Raw genomic sequence first — 18661 nt, forward strand, 5'->3', positions numbered from 1 at the left:
CGCGCCCTGCCCGGCGGGCTGGCCGGCGCCCTGGCCGGGCAGGCAATCCTGTCGGTGGGTTAGTGGATGATGGAGGCATGCAGGAGGATCAGCCAGCGGAAGCGGGCCAGGCAGCCCGTCGAGCAGCGCGCCCGGATGCCCGCGCGGCAGCCCGCCCGGCCGGTAGCAAAGAGGCACCCATGGGCCGTTTCAGCCGGCCCACGCGGGACTGGTTCCTGGGCGCCTTTGCGGAGCCAACACCTGCCCAGACCGGCGCCTGGAACGCCATCTCCTCCGGCTCTCACACCTTGGTTGTGGCGCCCACCGGTTCAGGCAAGACCCTCGCGGCGTTCCTCTGGGCCCTGGATCGACTGCTCGTTGAGGCGCCGGCCCCTGACCCGGAATTGCCCGGCCTGGATGCTGTGCCGGTCGAGGGGGCGTTCAAGGGAACGGCCGCAGCAACAGTCAAAGCGCCCGTCAAAGGAAAACGCCCGCGACCGCCCAAACGCAAGACCCGTGTCCTCTATATCTCGCCGCTGAAAGCCCTCGGCGTGGACGTGGAACGCAACCTCCGCTCGCCCCTGATCGGGATCACCCAGACTGCCAAGCGGCTGGGACTTCCGGCGCCCCTGATCACCGTGGGGGTCCGGTCCGGTGACACCACGACGGCGGACCGCCGCGCGCTGCTCAGCAACCCACCGGACATCCTCATCACCACGCCGGAATCGCTGTTCCTGATGCTCACCTCCAGGGCGCGCGAGACCCTCACCGAGGTGGACACCATCATCGTTGACGAGGTCCACGCCGTCGCCGGAACAAAGCGTGGCGCGCACCTGGCGGTCTCCCTGGAACGGCTGGACGCGCTGCTGCCCAAGCCCGCCCAGCGGATCGGGCTCTCCGCCACCGTGGAGCCGCGTGAGCTGGTGGCCCAGTTCCTGGCCGGTTCCGCGCCGGTGGAAATCGTGGCCCCGCCGTCGCGGAAGAACTGGGACCTCACCGTGTCCGTCCCGGTGGAGGACATGTCCGATCTCCCGGGCGCCGCGGGCGCCTTCGACTCCGGTCCCGCGTCAGGGCTGCAGCCTCAGGCCTCGATCTGGCCCCATGTGGAGGAGAAGATCGTTGACCTGGTGCTGGCCAACCAGTCGACGATCGTTTTCGCCAACTCACGCCGGCTGGCGGAGCGGCTAACCGCCCGCCTCAATGAGATCTACGCCGAACGGCAGCTGATCGCGGTCGGCGGTGGCTGGGACTCGCCTGACGCGGGTGCCGCAGACCCGGGGTTTTCGCCCGGCGCCCCTGCATTCGGTCCTGCTGCCGTTCCTGCTTCCACCGCGACGCCGGCCCACATGATGGCGCAGGCCGGCAGCACGGCGGGAGCCGATCCCCTGCTGGCCCGCGCCCACCACGGCTCGGTTTCCAAGGACCAGCGGGCGCTCATTGAGGACGCTCTCAAGTCCGGCCGCTTGCGCTGCGTCGTGGCCACTTCGTCCCTGGAACTCGGCATCGATATGGGCGCCGTGGACCTTGTGGTCCAGGTGGAATCACCGCCGTCGGTGGCCAGTGGACTCCAGCGTGTGGGCCGTGCCGGGCACCAGGTGGGAGAAATTTCGCAGGGCGTGCTGTTTCCCAAGCACCGCGCAGACCTGGTGCACACGGCCATCACCGTGGAGCGGATGCTCGAAGGAAAGATCGAGCGGCTTTTTGTCCCGGCCAATCCGCTGGACATCCTGGCCCAGCAGACCGTCGCGGCCACCGCCTTGGGCAGCATCGATGTGGAGGAATGGTTCGCCACTGTCCGGCGGTCCGCACCGTTCGCGTCCCTCCCCCGGTCCGCGTACGAGGCAACCCTTGACCTGCTGGCCGGCCGGTATCCGTCCGATGAATTCGCCGAACTGCGGCCCCGGATCATCTGGGACCGGAACGCCGGCACCATCGAAGGCAGGCCCGGAGCCCAACGGCTTGCCGTGACGTCAGGCGGCACCATCCCGGACCGCGGCCTCTTCGGCGTGTACATCATCGGCACCGAGGCGGAAGGCTCCGGTGCGCCGGGAGCGGACGGCAAACCCGCCGCGTCGCCCGCGAAGGGCGGCCGCCGCGTGGGCGAGCTCGACGAGGAGATGGTCTACGAGTCCCGGGTGGGTGACATTTTTGCGCTGGGCGCCACCAGCTGGAAAATCGAGGACATCACCCACGACCGCGTCCTGGTCTCCCCCGCCTTCGGCCAGCCGGGCAAGCTCCCGTTCTGGAAAGGTGATTCGCTGGGGCGGCCCGTTGACCTGGGCCGTGCGCTGGGCGCCTTCGTGCGTGAGCTGTCAGCGTCCGACGTCGGCCCTGCCACCGAACGCTGCAAGGCCAGCGGGCTAGATGAATTCGCCGCTAATAACCTGATCCAGTACCTCCGTGAACAGAAGCTCGCCACCGAGGTGGTCCCCTGCGACACCACGCTTGTGGTGGAGCGCTTCCATGACGAGCTGGGAGATTGGCGGGTGATTCTGCACAGCCCGTTCGGGATGCCGGTGCACGCTCCCTGGGCACTCGCCGTCGGGCAGCGCCTGCACCAGCGGTACGGCCTGGACGGGTCTGCCATGGCGGCGGACGACGGCATCGTACTGCGGGTCCCCATGATGGAGGACGAGCCGCCCGGTGCCGAGCTCTTCCTGTTTGATCCCGACGAGCTGGAGCAAATTGTCACCGCCGAGGTCGGCGGCAGTGCGCTTTTTGCCTCGCGTTTCCGGGAGTGTGCCGCGCGTGCCCTGCTGCTGCCCCGGCAGACCCCCGGCAAGCGGCAGCCGCTCTGGCAGCAGCGCCAGCGGTCCGCGCAGCTCCTCGACGTCGCGCGGAAATACCCCACGTTCCCCATCGTGCTGGAAACCGTCCGTGAATGCCTGCAGGATGTCTACGACCTTCCGGCCCTGAAGGACATCGCGGCCTCGGTGGAACGCCGCGAACTCAGGGTCGTGCAGACCACCACACAGCAGCCCTCGCCGTTCGCCAAGTCCCTGCTGTTCGGGTACGTGGCCCAGTTCCTGTATGAAGGGGACTCGCCCCTGGCCGAGCGCCGGGCCGCAGCCCTGGCATTGGATTCGACGCTCCTGAACGAGCTGCTCGGCCGTGTTGAGCTCCGCGAACTGCTGGATGCGAAGGTTATCGACGCCACCGAGCTTGAACTTCAGCGCCTTGCACCGGACCGCCGGGCCCGCGGCATGGAAGGGGTTGCCGACCTGCTCAGGTTGCTGGGTCCGCTGACCCCGGAAGAAGTCGCCGCCCGGCTGGAACCGGTGGTTGAGCCTGTCGAAACCCCGCACGCCGACACCCCACTGGCCACGACGCATCTGACCGCACTGCTGCGGGCCAACCGGGCCATCAAAGTCAACATAGGAGGGGCCGAGCGCTACGCCGCCGTCGAGGATGCCGCGCGGCTGCGTGATGCGATCGGCGTTCCGCTTCCCATGGGCGTTCCCCTTGCCTTCATCGAACCGGTGGCAGACCCCTTGGGCGACCTGGTTTCCCGGTACGCCCGCACTCACGGACCCTTCACCTCGGCGGAAGCCGCGGCCCGGTTGGGGCTTGGCGTCGCCGTGGTCACTACGGCGTTGAAACGGCTCGCCGCGGACGGCCGGGTGGTGGAAGGCGAGTTCCGGCCGCACGCCGCCCCGCCGGAACAGGCGGCCAGCGATGGGCCATCGGAAGAATCCACGCAGACGCGCCTGCCCACGCCCACCACCAGCGAATGGTGCGACGCCGAAGTGCTCCGCAAGCTCCGCCGTCGTTCGCTCGCAGCGCTGCGCGCCGAAGTGGAACCGGTGGACGCCGCCGCCTATGGGCGTTTCCTGCCGGCCTGGCAGCATGTCCGCACCCCGGGCGCCGGGCGCGGGCAGCCGTCCCTACGGGGGCTGGACGGAATTGTCACCGCGATCGACCAGCTTTCCGGCGTGCCGGTACCTGCTTCGGCGTGGGAGCCGCTGGTCCTGGCGAGCAGGGTTTCCAACTACCAGCCCGCCATGCTCGACGAGCTCATGGCCGCCGGCGAGCTCCTCTGGTCCGGCGCGGGAGCGCTGCCTGGAAACGACGGCTGGGTCAGCCTCCACCTGGCCGATTCCGCCGAACTGACGCTGAATCCCGCCGTCGAATATGAACCCGGGGACGCGCAGCAGCGCCTGCTTGACCATCTGAGGAACAACGGCGGCGGTTATTTCTTCCGCCAACTGAAGGACGTGGCCGGTGGCATGGACTCGGTGCTCAGCGACCAGGAAGTGGTATCCGCGCTGTGGGATCTGGCGTGGGCCGGCCGCATCACCGGCGACACGTTCGCCCCGGTCCGCGCCCTCATCGCCGGCGGCCACACGGCTCACCGCCAAGTGGCCCGCTCGCCCCGCACCCGCGCCCCCAGGCTGAGCAGGCTCGGCCGCTCGCACAGCACCGGCCTGCTGGGATCGCCCGGGTTGGGCTCCTCCGGTTTGGGCTCCCCCTCACTGGGCGCCGGACGGTACGGCTCTTTGTCAGGCACGGCGGCAACTCCCCCGCTGGCCGCGGGGCGTTGGTCTGCCCTGCCGTCGCCCGAACTCGACGCCACCATCCATGCCCGTGCCACTGCTGAACTTCTGCTGGACCGCTATGGCGTGGTGACCCGGGGATCGGTCATGGCGGAGCAGATCCTTGGCGGGTTCGGCCTGATGTACAAGGTGCTGGCGCGGCTGGAAGAGGCCGGACGCTGCCGCCGCGGGTACTTCATCGAGCACCTTGGGGCCGCGCAGTTCGCTGTTCCGGCAACCGTGGACCGGCTGCGCTCCTATTCCGAGGACACTCAGCTGGCCAAGCCCCAGCCCATGGCACTGGCCCTTGCAGCCACGGATCCCGCCAACCCCTATGGCGCGGCGCTTCCCTGGCCGGCACTCAACCAGGAAGCCGGGACGGGGCACCGGCCAGGGCGGAAAGCCGGCGCACTGGTGGTTATGGTGGACGGCGCCCTGGTCCTCTACGTGGAACGCGGCGGTAAGACTCTGCTGGCTTTCAGCGAGGACACGACAGTGTTGTCCGCCGCCGGGGCAGCCCTGGTGGGTGTAGTCACCCGGGGCGCGGTGGACAAACTGATCATGGAAAAAGTCAACGGCCACGGCATCCTGGACACCCCGGTGGCGGCCGCACTCGCCGCCGCCGGGGCATACTCCACACCCAAGGGTCTGAGGATCCGTGCCTGAGGGTGATTCTGTCTGGCGGGCCGCCGCCGAACTGCACAAGGCCTTGGCGGGGCAGACGCTCACGGGGTCGGACTTCCGCGTGCCGAGGTTCGCCACGCTCAACCTGGCCGGCTGGACCGTGGAGGAGGTGGTCCCGCGCGGCAAACACCTCTTGATGCGCGTGGCGGGACCGGAGGAGCGGAAACTCACTATCCATTCGCACCTGAAAATGGAAGGCACCTGGCAGGTTTATCCGCCGGGAGGACGCTGGCGGAAGCCGGGATTCACCGCCCGGTGCGTACTGCGCACAGCAGCGGCCGAGGCCGTCGGATTTTCCCTGGGCATCGTGGAAGTGGTCCGCACCGCGGACGAGGACACCATCGTGGGCCACCTGGGTCCGGACCTGCTGGGGCCGGACTGGGACGTGGCAGAAGCAGAGCAGCGAATCCGCGCGGCACCCGACGTACCCATCGGCGTCGCCCTGCTGGACCAGCGCAACCTGGCGGGCATCGGGAACATCTATCGCTGCGAGGCCTGCTTCCTGTCCGGTGTGCACCCGGCTACTCCGGTCTCAGCTGTCCCCGATCTCAGGACCCTGATGACGGATGCCAAGCAGCTGCTCGAAGCCAACCTGGGCCCGGGACGCCGGGTGACCATCCTTAATCCGCGAGGCATGCCCGTCGGGCGGATGGCGGGCCGTCCGGGCTACTGGGTTTACCGGCGGGAACACCAGCCGTGCCTGAAATGCCGGGCCCCCATCCGCCGCGGTGTACTGGGCAAACCCAACGGTGAAGAAGAGCGGGACATCTACTTCTGCCCGCAGTGCCAGCCGGTCCTGCCCTAGGCGGTCCTAGAAGTCCTGGCCACGCGTGCGACGGCGACCGGCTCGCCACCGTCCCAGCCGCCAGCGTCCAACTCGGCACCATCCGAGTCGCCGGCGTCCGGTTCGAGGACTGTGGGTTGAAGGAAGGTGGGTTCGAGGACGGCAGGTTCGGGCGGAAGCGCTGCAGGCACCATGAACCGCGGGAGCAGCAGCTGGACCAAGGGCCCGATGGCGAGGGCGTAGACCACCGTGCCCACGCCCACGGAACCGCCCAACAGCCAGCCCACTCCCAACACGACCACTTCGATCAGGGTGCGCGAGACCCGCACGGACCAGCCGGTGCGCCGAGCCAGCCCGGTCATCAGCCCGTCCCTGGCACCCGGACCGAACCGTGCGCCGATGTAGCACGCGGACGCGATGCCGTTCAGCAGCACTGCGCCTGCCAGCATGCCGATCTGGCCGCCCAGATGCGAGAACGTGGGGATCAGGGCCAGGCCGATATCCGCGAAAACGCCCACCAGCACGGCGTTGCAGAGCGTGCCGAACCCGGGCCACTGCCGGAGCGGGATCCAGAGCAGCAGCACCAGGAAACTCACAATGATGACCACCACGCCGATGCTCAGCCCCGTCCTGCCGGCCACCCCCTGATGGAACACATCCCACGGATCCAGTCCAAGTCCGGCACGGATGAACATGGCCAGGGAGATGCCGTACATGGCGAGGCCGATAAAGAGCTGGAGGAGTCTGCGGGTCAACATAACGACAACCCTGCCAGATAACTGGCATTGAATTACATAGCCAGTCTGAGATACTGGCCTCATGTCCCCTTCGCTGAACCCGTCCGCACTGGCCCGTCTCCTGGGCGAGTGGAACCTCGGCGTCGCGCCCGCCTACCGCGAGCTGGCCGACGTCGTACGCCTCCTGGTCCTGGACGGCCGGGTGGCCCTGGACACCGCGCTGCCCAGCGAGCGGGCACTGTCTGAGGCGCTGGGTGTCAGCCGCACCACCGTGACAGCTGCCTACGGGCACCTCCGCGAGCAGGGTTTCCTCAGCAGCGGGCAAGGCAGCCGGGGCCGGACCCGCATTCCGCGTCTGACGCCGCTGGGTACCACGGTGCTCACGGACCCGGGCCTGACAACCACGCGGCGGACTCCCGGAACAACATCTCCGGGGCTCGCGGCACCGGAGGGGCTGATCGACCTCGCGTACGCATCGCTGCCGGCCAGCGGAGAGGTGGTCCATCGTGCGTTCGCGGCCGCCGTCACCGAACTTCCTGCACTGCTGCCGGGTTTCGGCTACGACGCCATGGGCCTGCTCCCCCTGCGCGAGGCGGTGGCGGCACGATATACCGCGGCAGGCGTGCCGACAACTGCCGAACAGATCCTGGTGACATCGGGCGCGCAGCACGCCCTCAACATCATCATTCGCGCTTTGGCGGGCCGGCAGGACAGGGTGCTGGTGGAACACCCCAGCTATCCGAATGCCCTCGATGCCATCCGCGCGGCCGGCTGCCGGGCCATTCCGGTGGCGTTCACCGCAGTCCATGGCGCAGGCACTAACAGGGCCGACGGCGGTCCGCCCGCCTTGGCCTGGGACATGCACGCGCTGCAGGCCACCATGATGCAGCAGCGCCCCAGGATGGCGTACGTGGTGCCGGACTTCCACAACCCCACCGGGCAGCTGATGCCCGACGTCCAGCGCCGCCAATTGGTCCGGGCGGCCGCAGCGGCTGGTACGGTCCTGGTGGTGGACGAGACCCTCCGTGAGCTCAACCTCGACGCCGCCGAAACCAGTCCCGTGGCAGGTTTCAGTCCCGCCGTGGTCACCATCGGCTCGCTCAGCAAATCCCACTGGGGCGGCCTTCGGACGGGCTGGATCCGCGCCTCCGAAGCCATGATCCAGCGGTTTGCGGCGGCACGGACATCCCTGGACCTGGGCGGACCGCTCATGGAACAGCTGGCGGCGGCCCACCTGGTCCGCGCCCTCGACGAGCCGCTTCCCGCACGGCTCAGCGCCCTCCGGGACAACCGCGCTGCACTTTTGGAACTCCTGGCCGGACACCTCCCGGAGTGGGAAACGGGACGCCCGGCCGGCGGCCTGTCCGTCTGGTGCAGGCTGCCGGCGCCGGTCAGCACTGCACTCACGGTCATCGCTCCGGAATTTGGTATCCGGCTGGCCGCAGGGCCTCGGTTCGGCATCGGCGGCGCGTTCGAACGCTACCTCCGGGTGCCTTTCACCCTGCCACCCGAACAGCTGGAGACCGCTGTCCGGGCCCTGCGCTCAGCCCAGGACCGGCTCGACGCCGCCCCGCAGCTCCGCCGGACCCTGAAAAACGCGCCGGCACTGGCTATCGCGTGACGCTCGTGGGCTTTCGGGATCAGGCGCCCGTTGGGATCAAGCGGCGCCAGCACTCCTCCCTGCGGTCCGGCCCATCCGCTGCTTCGCGGTGTTGGTCCCGGCCCCAACGGGGACATGTGCCGTGGCCCTGGCCAGTCCGAACTGCGGCATCCCGTTGTAGACAACCTCAATCCCGCCGGCCGGCACCTGGTACGTCTCGTGCCAGACGCCAACGTCCCCTGTCCCGGAAAGTTCCTTCATAAATCGGCGCCACGGTTCCAGGTGAGGGGACTCCCGGTCCGCGGCGAACTTCCGCAGGTGCTCGGGGCTCTCCCAGTAGCTGAGCAGCACAGTGGTGCGCCCGAACCACTGCTCATATCCAAGCATTCCTGCCGCAGGGTCGGCGGCCAGATGCTGGAGCATCCGCGGCATGGCAGCAGCCACCTTGCCGACGGTCCCGACCTTCCACCACCGGTTCGCCCGCATCCCGATCAGGAAGACCGTCACCGATTCGCGGCCCGGGTCAGCGGTGTAGCGTCCCGGAAATACCTTCTGTGCCATGGGAACTCCTCAGGTTGTCAGTTTCATAACCTTGTTTCATAACGTTGTTACGAAACAAGGTTATGAAACAATGGACTCCATGGCAAGACCCGTAGTGCATAACGATTCCCTCAGGCAGGACCTGCTGGCCGTCACTGCTGACCTGGTGGACCGCGACGGTCCGGCGCGCGTGAACCTGCGGGATGTGGCAGCAGCTGCCCGAACGTCCACCACGGCCGTCTACTCACTGTTCGGCGGAAAATCCCAGCTCCTGACCGCCGTCGTGGACGACGGGTTCCGGTCATTCCGCGACTCACAGATAGCAGCGGCCCCAGGCGGGCTTCGGGGACTCGGCGCGGCCTACCGCATCTGGGCGCTGGAACATCGGGCGCTCTACCGGCTGATGTTCGGTGGCGCGCTGGCCGCCTACGTCGATTGCCAGCCCAGCCCGGACGTTGCGGCCGATGCCATGGTGCCCCTGATTGAAGCAGTGTCTTCCGCCCAGTCCGCGGGTACTGTACTGCAGGCACCCGCGGAAATGGTCGCCGTCGCAATATGGGGTCAGGTCCATGGCCTGGTGAGCCTGGAGCTGGCACAGGTTGGCCCTCCGGACGCAGACTGGGCCACAGTGTACGGCTCAGCCCTGGACGCCGTCGCCCGCGGCTGGGCCGCCTGACGCCAGGTCTGCCCGGAGCCGACGCGCGGACCTTTCGAGGCGCTAATCCGCCCGTGACACGCAAAATACCTGACGCGAGTGAAATTTCCACTGCGCCAGGTATTTTGCGAGTCGAGAATGTAGCCTGCCCTAGGAACCTCTACGTGTAGACCTCTTCGAGGAAGCCGCCCCAGGCCTCGGCGGTCGCTGAAGAGTCACCGCTGCCACTGAAATCGTGGACCGTCATGCCCACCGGAGCACCAAAGGCGTTGCGGCCGAAGAACCGGTACATCGCCTCCGACGTCCGCAGGCCCAGGAAGTGCTCGTTGGAGAAGTCCACTTCCCCGGTCAGCCGCCCCACGCCGTCGAGCTCCAGCTCAACCACAGAACCCCGCTCGGCAGAGTCCACGCCCAGCGCCTTCTTCAGGCGTTCAAAACCGTCCGGGGTCTGCGAGGCCGCGGGAGACTGGATGTCCGTGAACACCACCGATTTGCCGTCGAAATGCTGCAGATACTGGCCCAGCGTGTGGAGGTAGAACTCGGTGTGGCGGCTGGCGCCGTCGTACTGCTCATCCCAGTTGTCCGCGAAAATCCCGCTGTGGACATAGTGCAGCCGGGCGCGGCCGCCGCCGAGCGGTTCCAGAACGTGCTCCAGCTGGTTGAACCAGCCATCCGGCCCGTCCATCCGGGAGACGAGATGCGTGGGGTACTCCTGCACAGTCTTGACGTCCGGCCACTGGTCTGTGGGGAACATCCACGCCGGCGTTCCACTGGTCACGGCTTCCCAGACGCGCTCGGGTGTGCCGGGCAGTTCGGCGTCGTAGACGATCTCAAATTCACGGTTGTCAGTCATTGTCCTGCTCCTTCGCTGAAAGGGGTTTGATGGGGGTTTTGAGAACGGGGTGAAGGGCGACGACGAGCCGGTGCTTCCGTCCGCCGCCCGCAGAAGTGCCACTTGGGGAAGATCCGCCGGGGTGGGTGCCGCCCGATTGGGTGCCGCCCGATTGGGTGCCGCCCGATTGGGTGCCGCCCGATTGGGTGCCGCCCGATTGGGTGCCGCCCGATTGGGTGCCGCCCGATTGGGTGCCGCCCGGGCCGGCGACCGCACCGCCGTCGTGATATTTGTCCACCAGGCGGGTCACGGCAACGCCGAGCTCCTCGGCAAACGCGGCCCGGTCCGCCGCCGTCCGGAAGGTGATTTCGCCGTCGATCGCGAATGTGGCCAGCGTCTGCCTGGCGGCGGCCGCTCCGGCGATCAGCTTGCCCACCTCCTGGACCATCCGCCCGGCGAGCGCCAGCAGCCAGAAGGCCGAGAACCGATCCGAGAACCGGTGCGGATCCGGCGCAACGGATGCGAGGGCCACCGGCGAAATCAGGTACGAGGCCGCCGTCGCCTGGAGGACGCGCTCGGTGACGTTCCCCTTTCGCCGCTCCTCCACAAGTTCCACCAGCCCATGCCGCTCGAGAGCCTTGAGGTGGTAGTTGACCTTCTGCCGCGGCAGGCCCACTTTGGCGGCCAGCTGCGTGGCCGACCCCGGCTCGGCGAGCTCCTGGAGGATGCGCATCCGGATCGGGTCCAGCGACGCTTCCGCCGCGGCCGGGTCCTCGATCACTTCGATGTCCAACATGCTTCCATCATGCCAACCGACAACTTTTATTGTCAAGAACTTTTTTTCCGTCGGCGCTGGGATCGCCCGAAAGCGTCGGGGTCGCCGGAACGCTCCGGCGACAGGGCTGCGTTCCGGCGACTGGCGCTCCGGCTCGACGGTTCCCTGCTGGATCGACGGCGCTGCTGGACGTCGAGCGTGCAGGGAACCGTCGAAACGGACACCGGGCAGGGCCGCAGGAGCCGGCAAAGTAGAATGGACCGGTGATGCAATCCCCCCTCCCTGTGCGCGACGGCGTCAATGCCACCCGCCTGCGCCTCCCGGACGAGGGGCCGTGGACCACCGCGATGGACTACATGATGCACCGCTGGGGCCACATTGATCCGCAGGGCATCGAGGACAGGTTCGACGCCGGCGAGATCGTGGGCGAGGGCGGCATCGCACTGGACCGGGCCACCAGGCTCGAGGACCACACCTTCATCTGGTACTACCGCTCATTGCCGCCGGAGACCCGCATCCCGGTGGAAATCAGCATCCTGCACCAGGACGACCACCTCCTTGCGGTGGACAAGCCGCACTTCCTGCCCACCACCCCCGGCGGCACCTATATCCAGGAATCGGCCCTGGTCCGGCTCCGGAACCAGCTCAACCTGCCGGACCTGATCCCCATGCACCGCCTGGACCGGATGACCGCCGGCGTGCTGCTGCTGTCCACCAACCCGGAAACCCGCGGAAATTACCAGGTGCTCTTCGAGAAGCGGCAGGTGCAGAAGGAATACGAGTGTGTGTCCGCCGCGGAGCCCGCCGCCGGACACCCCGCCGTCGGCTTCCCCGTGGTGGTCCGGAACCGGATGACCAAATCCCGCAGCTACCTGCTGGCCGAAGTCATTGAGGGCGAGCCGAACGCGGAGACCCGGATTGAACGCCTGGAAACGTTCGACGGCGGCGCTTCAGCGGGTCCCGCTGGCACCGGCGACGCGGACCCGGGTAGTACGGCCCGCCTGGCGCGGTACCGGCTGGAGCCGCACTCCGGAAAGACGCACCAGCTGAGGGTGCACATGGCTTCGCTAGGCCTGGGCATCGTGAACGACGCGTTTTATCCGGATCTTCTGGACAAGGCCCCGGACGACTACACCAAGCCGCTGCAGCTTCTGGCCCGCGGCATCCGTTTTGTGGACCCCATCAGCAAAAAGCCCGTGGAGTACCGCAGCGGGCTAACCCTCAGCGAGGCTGCTCAAACACGGTCTTGAAGGCCTGCTCCATCTCAGGGCCGAACAGCACAAACTCCACCGACTCGAGCGCGCTGGCCGGATGTGCGGCACCAAACCCTGTGACGGCGTCGTACGCGGCCTCCGCCACCTGGCGCCCGTGCCAGCCGTAAACTCCGCCGCCCACCGCGGGGAACGCGAGGGACACCGCGCCCAGCGAATCCGCCAGCCGCAGGCTTTCGCTGAAGCAGGACACCAGCAGGGCCGGGTTGGTCTGCCCGGCGTGCCGGTTGGGCCCAACGGTGTGGATGACCCAGCGCGCCGGGAGCCGGAATCCGGGAGTGGCGACGGCGGCTCCCGGTGCCAGCCCGTGCGGCAGGTCCGTGTCGCGCAGTTTGCGGCAGGCGGCCAGCAGCTCCGGCCCGGCAGCACGGTGGATGGCCCCGTCCACACCGCCGCCGCCCAGGAGTGAGGAGTTGGCCGCGTTCACGATCGCATCCGCGGTGCGGGTGGTGATATCGCCTTGGAGGATGGTGATCCGCATGCCGCCAGTTTCCCACTTACGCGGTGCGGCTCAAAGGCCCCGCATCACGGCAGCCGAGGCACGCAACCAGGCCTCGCGGGTCGTCGGCAGCAGCGCCTGGTAGTTGAGCGGTCCGCCGGAGACGAGGGACTTGTCATACGGCACATCGAGGACTTCCCGTGTCAGGGATTCGAAGTGGGTCCGGGTCCTGTCATGAAGCTGCAGATCGGTCTTCAGGGACGGCGCGGCAAGCAGGGTCACCGCGTTGCGGACTTTGTCCTCGTAGCCGCGTTCACGCAGCCCGTCCACCAGCCAGACGGCGCTGGCCACGGTGTCTTCCCGCACAGTGGAAACGATGACCAGCTCGTCCGCCGCCGCCACCGCCGCTTCCCAGTTCGAGGACCGCATATTGTTTCCGGTATCAACCATGATGATCCGGTAGAACCGGCGCAGCGCCGTGTGGAGCCGATCGAATTCACGGCTGCCGATGGTGGCAGCCCCCGCCGCGTCCTCGTCCGAGGCCAACACGTCAAACTGCGTGGATCCCTGGTAGCGCACAAAGCGGTCAAGGTCCCCGATCCGCCCCAGGACAGGGTCTTCGAAGCGGTCCACTTCCTGCATCAGGTCAACGGCCGTGCCGGCGTGCCCGGCCAGCGGCGCCCGCCACCCCATGGTTCCGCGCGTTTCATTGTTGTCCCAGGCGAGCGTGTACCCGCCGCGCTGGATGCCCAGCGTCGCAGCCAGGAGCAGAGTCGCCGTGGTCTTGTGGGCGCCGCCCTTGGGGTTAACTACGACGACGGTCCGGGGGCCTTCCAGGCGCCGCTGAACCTCTTCGACGGCGTCCAGGTGGGCGAGTTCCCGCCGTCCGGGACCCAGGCTTAGGGAATTGCGGCTGAGCCGGCGGACGGCACCCTGCCAGCCCGCTTCGGCGAGCGGGGCCGGCTGCGTGGGCCTGTCGGCGAGGAAATCCTGGAGGGTGGGGACGTCGTCGGGGATGGCTGCCGGAGCCGGAAAATACGCGGGAGCTTGAAAATGCGCCGGAGCACGTAATGGCGCCTGGGGGACGTTGTCGTCGGGCATGGCCGCGGGAGGGACTGCGATAGCCATGGCGGACCTTCCTTTCTGTAGTGGCTTCCCCGTCTGTGGCGTCCCTGCCCGGAGGTGCCGAGGCACTCCGGCTTGCTCCGCCGTCGTGCTCCACGCGCGCTTGCCGAGGCGCCGAAGCAAGGAGATGACAACCGACAGCAGCCGGTACAGCAAGATAGCCAGGCCGATCACCGGCAGGGACAACATCAGGATGGACAATATGGAGAGCGCCGCGGCGGTCGGGTCGCCGGCAGCGATGGCGTCACCGGCGAGCCCCGCGTGCTGCCGGATGGCAGTGGCGGTCTGCTCGATGATCATGGGCAGGTTCAGCAACATCCAACCGAGCGCCAGGACCAGGAGCGGTACGGCCGTGACAACCCAGGCGGTCACGATGCGGCGGGCAAATGGACGCAGCTCACCAACGCGCGGATCGAGGGGGCGGCCGGGTATGAGGCTGAGCAGAACCGGGCGGATGCGGTTAAACAGGTCCGGGACGCCGGCGATGTCGGCCAGCACGAAATAGCCGTCGAAGCGCAGTGTCGGCACCAGCTGCTGGATCATCTGGAAATGCATCAATCCCGCCGCCAGCAGGAAGAACCCCTGCCCCGTCAGCAGGTACGCCCCACCCAATCCGATCAGGCAGAGACAGTTGAAGTACAGTCCACCAAGATCCGTGCGGATCCTGCCCGCCCGGCCCAGCCGGTAGGAGTCGGTGACATTGGTGAAGAATGCGGGAAAAACCAGATAAACGCCGACGCCGATCACGCCGGGCCTGGCGCCGCCATACCGGCACGCTGTGGCATGACCCAGTTCGTGGACTACTGCCGCCGCCGTCAGGAGCACGAAGATGCCCAGGAGCAGCGCCGGGGTGAGCAGTATTTGTTCCAGGGAAGCCCTAAAATCACTTCTGGCAATCACCAGGATGTCGACGGCGGCCAAAACCAGCAGGACAGTCACCACCACCGGACCCCAATACAGCGGGGCCAGGATCCGGGCCAACGCGTTGACTGCATGTTCCGGAACGAGCGTTCCCCGTAGCCGCAGTGCCAGCAACGGGTCTGCCTTCGGCGGGGTCGGAGTGTCGGCCGCGTCGGCCCCGGCGTTGTGGACCAGGCCTATCGGCGCCAGCCTGCTGTCGATGAGGTGGAGGAGCCCACTCACGCCCAGCTCACGGCCGTAGGCCTCGCTGATGTCATGCGCCGTGTCTTCGAGGGATTTCTCTGCCGAGATGGAGACCATCACCAGATGGAGCAACTCCGAAAGCTGCACAATCTGCCCGTCTCCGCGCTGCAGCAGGTAGCTGCGATCCTTAAGTCCCGAGCCTTCAACCGGGCCAAGGAAAACAATCCCGGGCGCAGGGGACCAGCGACGGACAAATGCGGCATCGGGTGCTGTTGTCACTTTCCCCACCAAGCTGTCACTTTCGCCACGAAGAGGCTGAGCCACCAGGTACGGCGGACATGCCCCGGCATTGGAGCATGTCCACCAGGTTAGCGATCCTGCAGGCCTACGGTTGTACTACCAGCAGGTTCTGCCAGGCGCCCGAGTTCGCAACGGATCCGATTGAGGCCGCATTAATGGCCATCGAAAGATTCACAGCGATTACGGGAGCGACGTTGATGTTGAAGAACAGCGTTTCCCGCATGGGTAGCAGTTCCAAAACTTCGGCGTCGAGTTCCACCGGTGATAGCTCGGTTGATGCCGTCATAGCACCTCACCTCTCTCCCCCGGGCATTCCCGGGGTCCAGATTTCAGATAGTTGGCGGACTAACCCTGGGCTACAAGGATTGTTTGAACGGCGGCGCTGTTTGCCGTTGCGAACAATGAGCCGGCATTCAGTGCGAGAGAGGTGTTGGTCGCGTAAACGCCTGCCCAGTTGGTGTCCAGAAACAGGGTTTCCCGTGAGGGCAACAGCTCCACCTGCTGACCTTCCAGTTCCTGAATTGTGAGTTCCTTCATCATGTCAATCACCCCCTTTCGAAGTCTCCCGATCAGTCAACGCGGAACCCCGTGGCAGCTTCGTTACTGCGGTGTTATTTTTGCGTTGTTCCGTGAAACTATGACGTGACACCTTTTGACTTGGGCGCCGAATAATCTATGTCTAGGATGGTCTTACCGGGCAGTAATGTTCGGGGATGATTGCGAATTGCAGACAAGGAAAGCAGGGCGCCCGCTCATGGCGGACATTGAAGGCACGATGGTCATCCGCGCGTGGGCGGAACCAGCCCAAAACAACCGGATTCGGGCACGCCTGATCTCCAGTCATCCGGGCCAGGAGCGGGAAGTTGTGGAAGCGGCCGGTGATGCCGAAGAAATCATCGTGGCTGTGCAGCGTTGGCTCGATTTGCTGAAAGCCTCGGAAGCCACTGCCAGCGCCTGACCCTGCAGATTCCTTTTCGGCTGAGTTGATGCTGGCGAGACCTTCCTGAATGACAACCGGCGCCATGTTGATTGACCAGTATGTGGACTTATTCCCGGTATCTAAACCCCCAAAATCCCCTGTAACTAAATTGACTTGACATGATGCGTCGCAGTGCCACGATGGTTATCTGGGGTATCGCGTGTTGTCCGGTCGCTTGAAGGGGATAGGCATGACGGTGGCTCTCGCACAGGATTGGCACTTGAGTTTGCTGGGGGCTTGGCGGTTGCGCCGCGGCAATAATCCAGTGACGGTGGCCAGCCGTGAGCAGAGGCTTATCGCCTGTGTCGGGCTTCTAGGTTGCCGCCACCGGAGTTTTCTGGCTGGCCTGCTGTGGCCGAAGAGCAGCGAAACGCAGGCTGCAGGGAATCTCCGCACCACCGTCTGGTGCATCTCCCACGCGTTCCCGCACCTCCTACAAGCCGGGGCGGACACGCTGGAGCTGGACCAATCGGTCCGCGTGGATGTCGCAGCACTGCAGCGACACGTCGCCAGAATGCAGGCACAGCCTGAAGCACAGATTCCGGACAGCTACCTGGACCACCTGAGCCGGGCCGAGCTTCTGCCCGGCTGGTATGACGACTGGGTGATCTTCGAACAGGAACGGCTGCGGCAAATGCGCCTCAGCACTCTGGAGCTCATTGCCCGGCAACAGCTGGCCGCGGGTGAACCCGGCAGTGCCGTCATCGCGGCGATCTCCGCGGCGAGCATCGAACCGCTGAGGGAATCGGCCCATCTGCTGCTGGTCCAGGCCCATCTGGCCGCCGGGAACCGAGCCGCCGCGGTCCGCGCCTACACGATGTTTGCCAGCCGGCTGGAAGTCGAACTCGGCGTCCAGCCCTCAAGCCAGCTAAGCGAGCTTGTCTCGGCATTCCACCCGCACTAGTGCCTGACTATTTGTAGAAGGCGAGGAAGCATCATGGATGCCCTCATCGAAATCCCCGGAGACCGCGCGGCGGCCAAGTTCGCCTACGCGGCCGCGGGCCTGGGCGTGGTGGGGGTGGCAACACTGGGCGCCATGTACGCCATCGAGGTACCAAAGAACGGACCCTACATCTTCGGCACCATCAACGATGCCACCGGCGGCATCTTCCATCTTGCGATCATCCCGGTGATTATCCAGGTCCACCGGCGGCTGCGCCGCACACCCGGCTCCGAGGCCGCCAAGTGGCTGGTGATCGCGGCCAGCGGCGCAGGATCGGCAAGCTCTTTCCTCCTCGTCGCGAAGAAGCTCGATTTCAATGTGTCCACCGGCATCTCGGTGGGCGCAATGATGGTCCAGGCCGGCTGGTTCCTGCTGGCCCACCGGGCACTGCTCAAGACGGGCGGCTACCCCCGGGATCTCGCGAAACTGGGACAGTTCATTGGCGGCGCCTTAATGGTGGCGTTGCCCTTGGCGGCGCTGACGGCGCTGGAACAGGCGCCGGTCTGGATCCGCTGGGGCATCGGCGGGGCGGGAATAGCCGCAGGTGCCACCGCGTGGGTCGCCTGGCCGTACTGGTATTTCCTGGCGGCCCGGCACCTCAGCCACGTTCCCAGGAAAGTTCCCGGAGGAGCCCCACCGCCACGCCGTCGGAACATCGGCGCCGTGTACTGAAGCACTCGCTGAACCCAACGCCGGGCAAGTCCGTGCCGCCGGCTGGCTCAGGCCATGCTGCCGCGCAAAAGTGCGGTACTTTGTGGCCATGGACTTTGGCAACGCCGACAGCTGGGGGGCGGCGATCTATTTCTGGATCATCCCCGTGGTCCTCGGCGATGCCATCTTCCCGCCCATCCCGTCAGAGATGGTGGTGATCACCGGCGGCGCCCTCTCGGCCGACGGCCGGGCCAACGTGTTCCTGGTGGGAGCACTGTCCGCGGTGGCGTCCTGGGTCGGCGACATGGTGGTGTTCCAGCTCTTCAAACGCCGGCTGAGCCATATTCTGGACCGGTGGCGTTGGGGCCGGAAGGTCCACCACGGCATCCATGATGCCATCGCCAAGGCCGGCCGCTCCTCCACCTACGGGACCATCATCGGCGCCCGCTTCATCCCCGGCGGGCGGCTGGCGACGTCGGCGGCTTCCGGCATCGCCGACGTTTCCGCCCGGGGTTTCAGCCTGTGCGCCGGCCTCGGCGCGGTCCTCTGGGCCAGTTGGCTGGTGGGCCTGGGCTACTTCACGGGATCGGCAACCAAGCTGCCGTTCTGGGCGAGTTCGCTGATCGGTGTGGTGCTGGGCCTGGTGATCGGCGTCGTCGTCGGCATCATTGTCACCCGCCGGCGCGGCACCCGCTCACCCGTGGACGAGCCCGCCCCCGGCGAGTGAGCTC

At 66.9% G+C, this 18661-nt stretch carries 17 protein-coding genes; 9 read left to right on the forward strand and 8 right to left on the reverse strand.

Annotated elements, in window-relative coordinates:
- The first annotated feature begins 179 nt into the window (after positions 1 to 179).
- Positions 180 to 5177 (forward strand): ATP-dependent helicase, encoded by a 4998-nt coding sequence (locus AC50YA_RS12045; RefSeq protein ID WP_494982506.1) that lies wholly within the window; start codon positions 180 to 182, stop codon positions 5175 to 5177.
- A complete protein-coding gene (locus tag AC50YA_RS12050) occupies positions 5170 to 6000 on the forward strand; it encodes an Fpg/Nei family DNA glycosylase (RefSeq protein ID WP_494982507.1) in 831 nt (276 codons plus the stop codon). Before AC50YA_RS12045 ends, AC50YA_RS12050 begins: the two co-directional genes overlap by 8 nt.
- Here AC50YA_RS12050 and yczE read toward each other — a convergent pair.
- On the reverse strand, positions 5997 to 6737 hold the full coding sequence (gene yczE, locus AC50YA_RS12055) for a membrane protein YczE (RefSeq protein WP_494982508.1): 741 nt from the start codon (positions 6735 to 6737) through the stop codon (positions 5997 to 5999). The two genes, AC50YA_RS12050 and yczE, sit on opposite strands and share 4 nt — an antisense overlap.
- 61 nt (positions 6738 to 6798) lie before the next feature.
- On the opposite strand from yczE, the gene yczR reads away from it, so the two are divergent.
- Positions 6799 to 8337 (forward strand): MocR-like transcription factor YczR, encoded by a 1539-nt coding sequence (gene yczR / locus AC50YA_RS12060; RefSeq protein WP_494982509.1) that lies wholly within the window; start codon positions 6799 to 6801, stop codon positions 8335 to 8337.
- Positions 8338 to 8373: 36 nt separating this feature from the next.
- On the opposite strand, the gene AC50YA_RS12065 is transcribed toward yczR, so the two are convergent.
- Positions 8374 to 8877 (reverse strand): DUF4188 domain-containing protein, encoded by a 504-nt coding sequence (locus AC50YA_RS12065; protein WP_494982510.1) that lies wholly within the window; start codon positions 8875 to 8877, stop codon positions 8374 to 8376.
- A 79-nt stretch (positions 8878 to 8956) separates the two neighbouring features.
- Here AC50YA_RS12065 and AC50YA_RS12070 point away from each other — a divergent pair, with 79 nt between their 5' ends.
- On the forward strand, positions 8957 to 9532 hold the full coding sequence (locus tag AC50YA_RS12070; RefSeq protein ID WP_494982511.1) for a TetR-like C-terminal domain-containing protein: 576 nt from the start codon (positions 8957 to 8959) through the stop codon (positions 9530 to 9532).
- A 139-nt stretch (positions 9533 to 9671) separates the two neighbouring features.
- Here the strand turns inward: AC50YA_RS12070 and AC50YA_RS12075 are convergent, their stop codons facing one another.
- Positions 9672 to 10364 carry an SRPBCC family protein gene (locus AC50YA_RS12075; RefSeq protein ID WP_494982512.1) on the reverse strand — a complete coding sequence of 231 codons (693 nt, stop codon included), beginning with the start codon at positions 10362 to 10364 and terminating at the stop codon, positions 9672 to 9674.
- Positions 10357 to 11139, reverse strand: coding sequence for a helix-turn-helix domain-containing protein (locus AC50YA_RS12080; protein ID WP_494982513.1), 783 nt, complete (start codon positions 11137 to 11139; stop codon positions 10357 to 10359). Before AC50YA_RS12080 ends, AC50YA_RS12075 begins: the two co-directional genes overlap by 8 nt.
- Positions 11140 to 11384: 245 nt before the next feature.
- On the opposite strand from AC50YA_RS12080, the gene AC50YA_RS12085 reads away from it, so the two are divergent.
- Entirely contained in the window at positions 11385 to 12368 is a 984-nt protein-coding gene (locus AC50YA_RS12085; protein WP_494982590.1) for an RluA family pseudouridine synthase, read from the forward strand.
- Here the strand turns inward: AC50YA_RS12085 and AC50YA_RS12090 are convergent.
- The 4 genes from AC50YA_RS12090 to AC50YA_RS12105 all read right to left on the reverse strand — a co-directional run bounded on the left by AC50YA_RS12090 (position 12340) and on the right by AC50YA_RS12105 (position 15897).
- Positions 12340 to 12870 carry an O-acetyl-ADP-ribose deacetylase gene (locus AC50YA_RS12090; protein WP_494982514.1) on the reverse strand — a complete coding sequence of 177 codons (531 nt, stop codon included), beginning with the start codon at positions 12868 to 12870 and terminating at the stop codon, positions 12340 to 12342. The two genes, AC50YA_RS12085 and AC50YA_RS12090, sit on opposite strands and share 29 nt — an antisense overlap.
- 30 nt (positions 12871 to 12900) lie before the next feature.
- On the reverse strand, positions 12901 to 15336 hold the full coding sequence (locus tag AC50YA_RS12095; protein WP_494982515.1) for a MinD/ParA family ATP-binding protein: 2436 nt from the start codon (positions 15334 to 15336) through the stop codon (positions 12901 to 12903).
- A gap of 106 nt (positions 15337 to 15442) precedes the next feature.
- The gene (locus AC50YA_RS12100; RefSeq protein WP_494982516.1) at positions 15443 to 15643 is read right to left on the reverse strand and encodes a hypothetical protein; all 201 of its coding nucleotides are present in this window, start codon (positions 15641 to 15643) and stop codon (positions 15443 to 15445) included.
- Between the two features lie 59 nt (positions 15644 to 15702).
- Positions 15703 to 15897: a hypothetical protein gene (locus AC50YA_RS12105; RefSeq protein WP_494982517.1), complete on the reverse strand. Its 195-nt coding sequence runs from the start codon at positions 15895 to 15897 to the stop codon at positions 15703 to 15705.
- A 163-nt stretch (positions 15898 to 16060) separates the two neighbouring features.
- On the opposite strand from AC50YA_RS12105, the gene AC50YA_RS12110 reads away from it, so the two are divergent.
- The 4 genes from AC50YA_RS12110 (at position 16061) to AC50YA_RS12125 (ending at position 18657) form a co-directional block, all read left to right on the forward strand.
- On the forward strand, positions 16061 to 16315 hold the full coding sequence (locus AC50YA_RS12110; RefSeq protein ID WP_494982518.1) for a hypothetical protein: 255 nt from the start codon (positions 16061 to 16063) through the stop codon (positions 16313 to 16315).
- A gap of 241 nt (positions 16316 to 16556) precedes the next feature.
- Positions 16557 to 17240 (forward strand): AfsR/SARP family transcriptional regulator, encoded by a 684-nt coding sequence (locus AC50YA_RS12115; RefSeq protein WP_494982519.1) that lies wholly within the window; start codon positions 16557 to 16559, stop codon positions 17238 to 17240.
- Positions 17241 to 17273: 33 nt separating this feature from the next.
- Entirely contained in the window at positions 17274 to 17951 is a 678-nt protein-coding gene (locus AC50YA_RS12120) for a hypothetical protein (protein WP_494982520.1), read from the forward strand.
- A gap of 88 nt (positions 17952 to 18039) precedes the next feature.
- Positions 18040 to 18657 carry a DedA family protein gene (locus tag AC50YA_RS12125; RefSeq protein WP_494982521.1) on the forward strand — a complete coding sequence of 206 codons (618 nt, stop codon included), beginning with the start codon at positions 18040 to 18042 and terminating at the stop codon, positions 18655 to 18657.
- Positions 18658 to 18661 lie beyond the last annotated feature (4 nt).

This window comes from Pseudarthrobacter sp. RHLT3-21, assembly GCF_059383495.1.

Bases quoted from the DNA above. Each gene is read 5' to 3' on its own strand.
- AC50YA_RS12080 (WP_494982513.1), bottom strand. From the start codon at position 11,139: ATGTTGGACATCGAAGTGATCGAGGACCCGGCCGCGGCGGAAGCGTCG.
- AC50YA_RS12105 (WP_494982517.1), bottom strand. From the start codon at position 15,897: ATGATGAAGGAACTCACAATTCAGGAACTGGAAGGTCAGCAGGTGGAG.
- AC50YA_RS12045 (WP_494982506.1), top strand. From the start codon at position 180: ATGGGCCGTTTCAGCCGGCCCACGCGGGACTGGTTCCTGGGCGCCTTT.
- AC50YA_RS12085 (WP_494982590.1), top strand. From the start codon at position 11,385: ATGCAATCCCCCCTCCCTGTGCGCGACGGCGTCAATGCCACCCGCCTG.
- AC50YA_RS12090 (WP_494982514.1), bottom strand. From the start codon at position 12,870: ATGCGGATCACCATCCTCCAAGGCGATATCACCACCCGCACCGCGGAT.
- AC50YA_RS12120 (WP_494982520.1), top strand. From the start codon at position 17,274: ATGGATGCCCTCATCGAAATCCCCGGAGACCGCGCGGCGGCCAAGTTC.
- AC50YA_RS12125 (WP_494982521.1), top strand. From the start codon at position 18,040: ATGGACTTTGGCAACGCCGACAGCTGGGGGGCGGCGATCTATTTCTGG.
- AC50YA_RS12110 (WP_494982518.1), top strand. From the start codon at position 16,061: ATGTTCGGGGATGATTGCGAATTGCAGACAAGGAAAGCAGGGCGCCCG.
- AC50YA_RS12070 (WP_494982511.1), top strand. From the start codon at position 8,957: ATGGCAAGACCCGTAGTGCATAACGATTCCCTCAGGCAGGACCTGCTG.
- AC50YA_RS12100 (WP_494982516.1), bottom strand. From the start codon at position 15,643: ATGACGGCATCAACCGAGCTATCACCGGTGGAACTCGACGCCGAAGTT.
- AC50YA_RS12065 (WP_494982510.1), bottom strand. From the start codon at position 8,877: ATGGCACAGAAGGTATTTCCGGGACGCTACACCGCTGACCCGGGCCGC.
- yczR (WP_494982509.1), top strand. From the start codon at position 6,799: ATGTCCCCTTCGCTGAACCCGTCCGCACTGGCCCGTCTCCTGGGCGAG.
- AC50YA_RS12075 (WP_494982512.1), bottom strand. From the start codon at position 10,364: ATGACTGACAACCGTGAATTTGAGATCGTCTACGACGCCGAACTGCCC.
- yczE (WP_494982508.1), bottom strand. From the start codon at position 6,737: ATGTTGACCCGCAGACTCCTCCAGCTCTTTATCGGCCTCGCCATGTAC.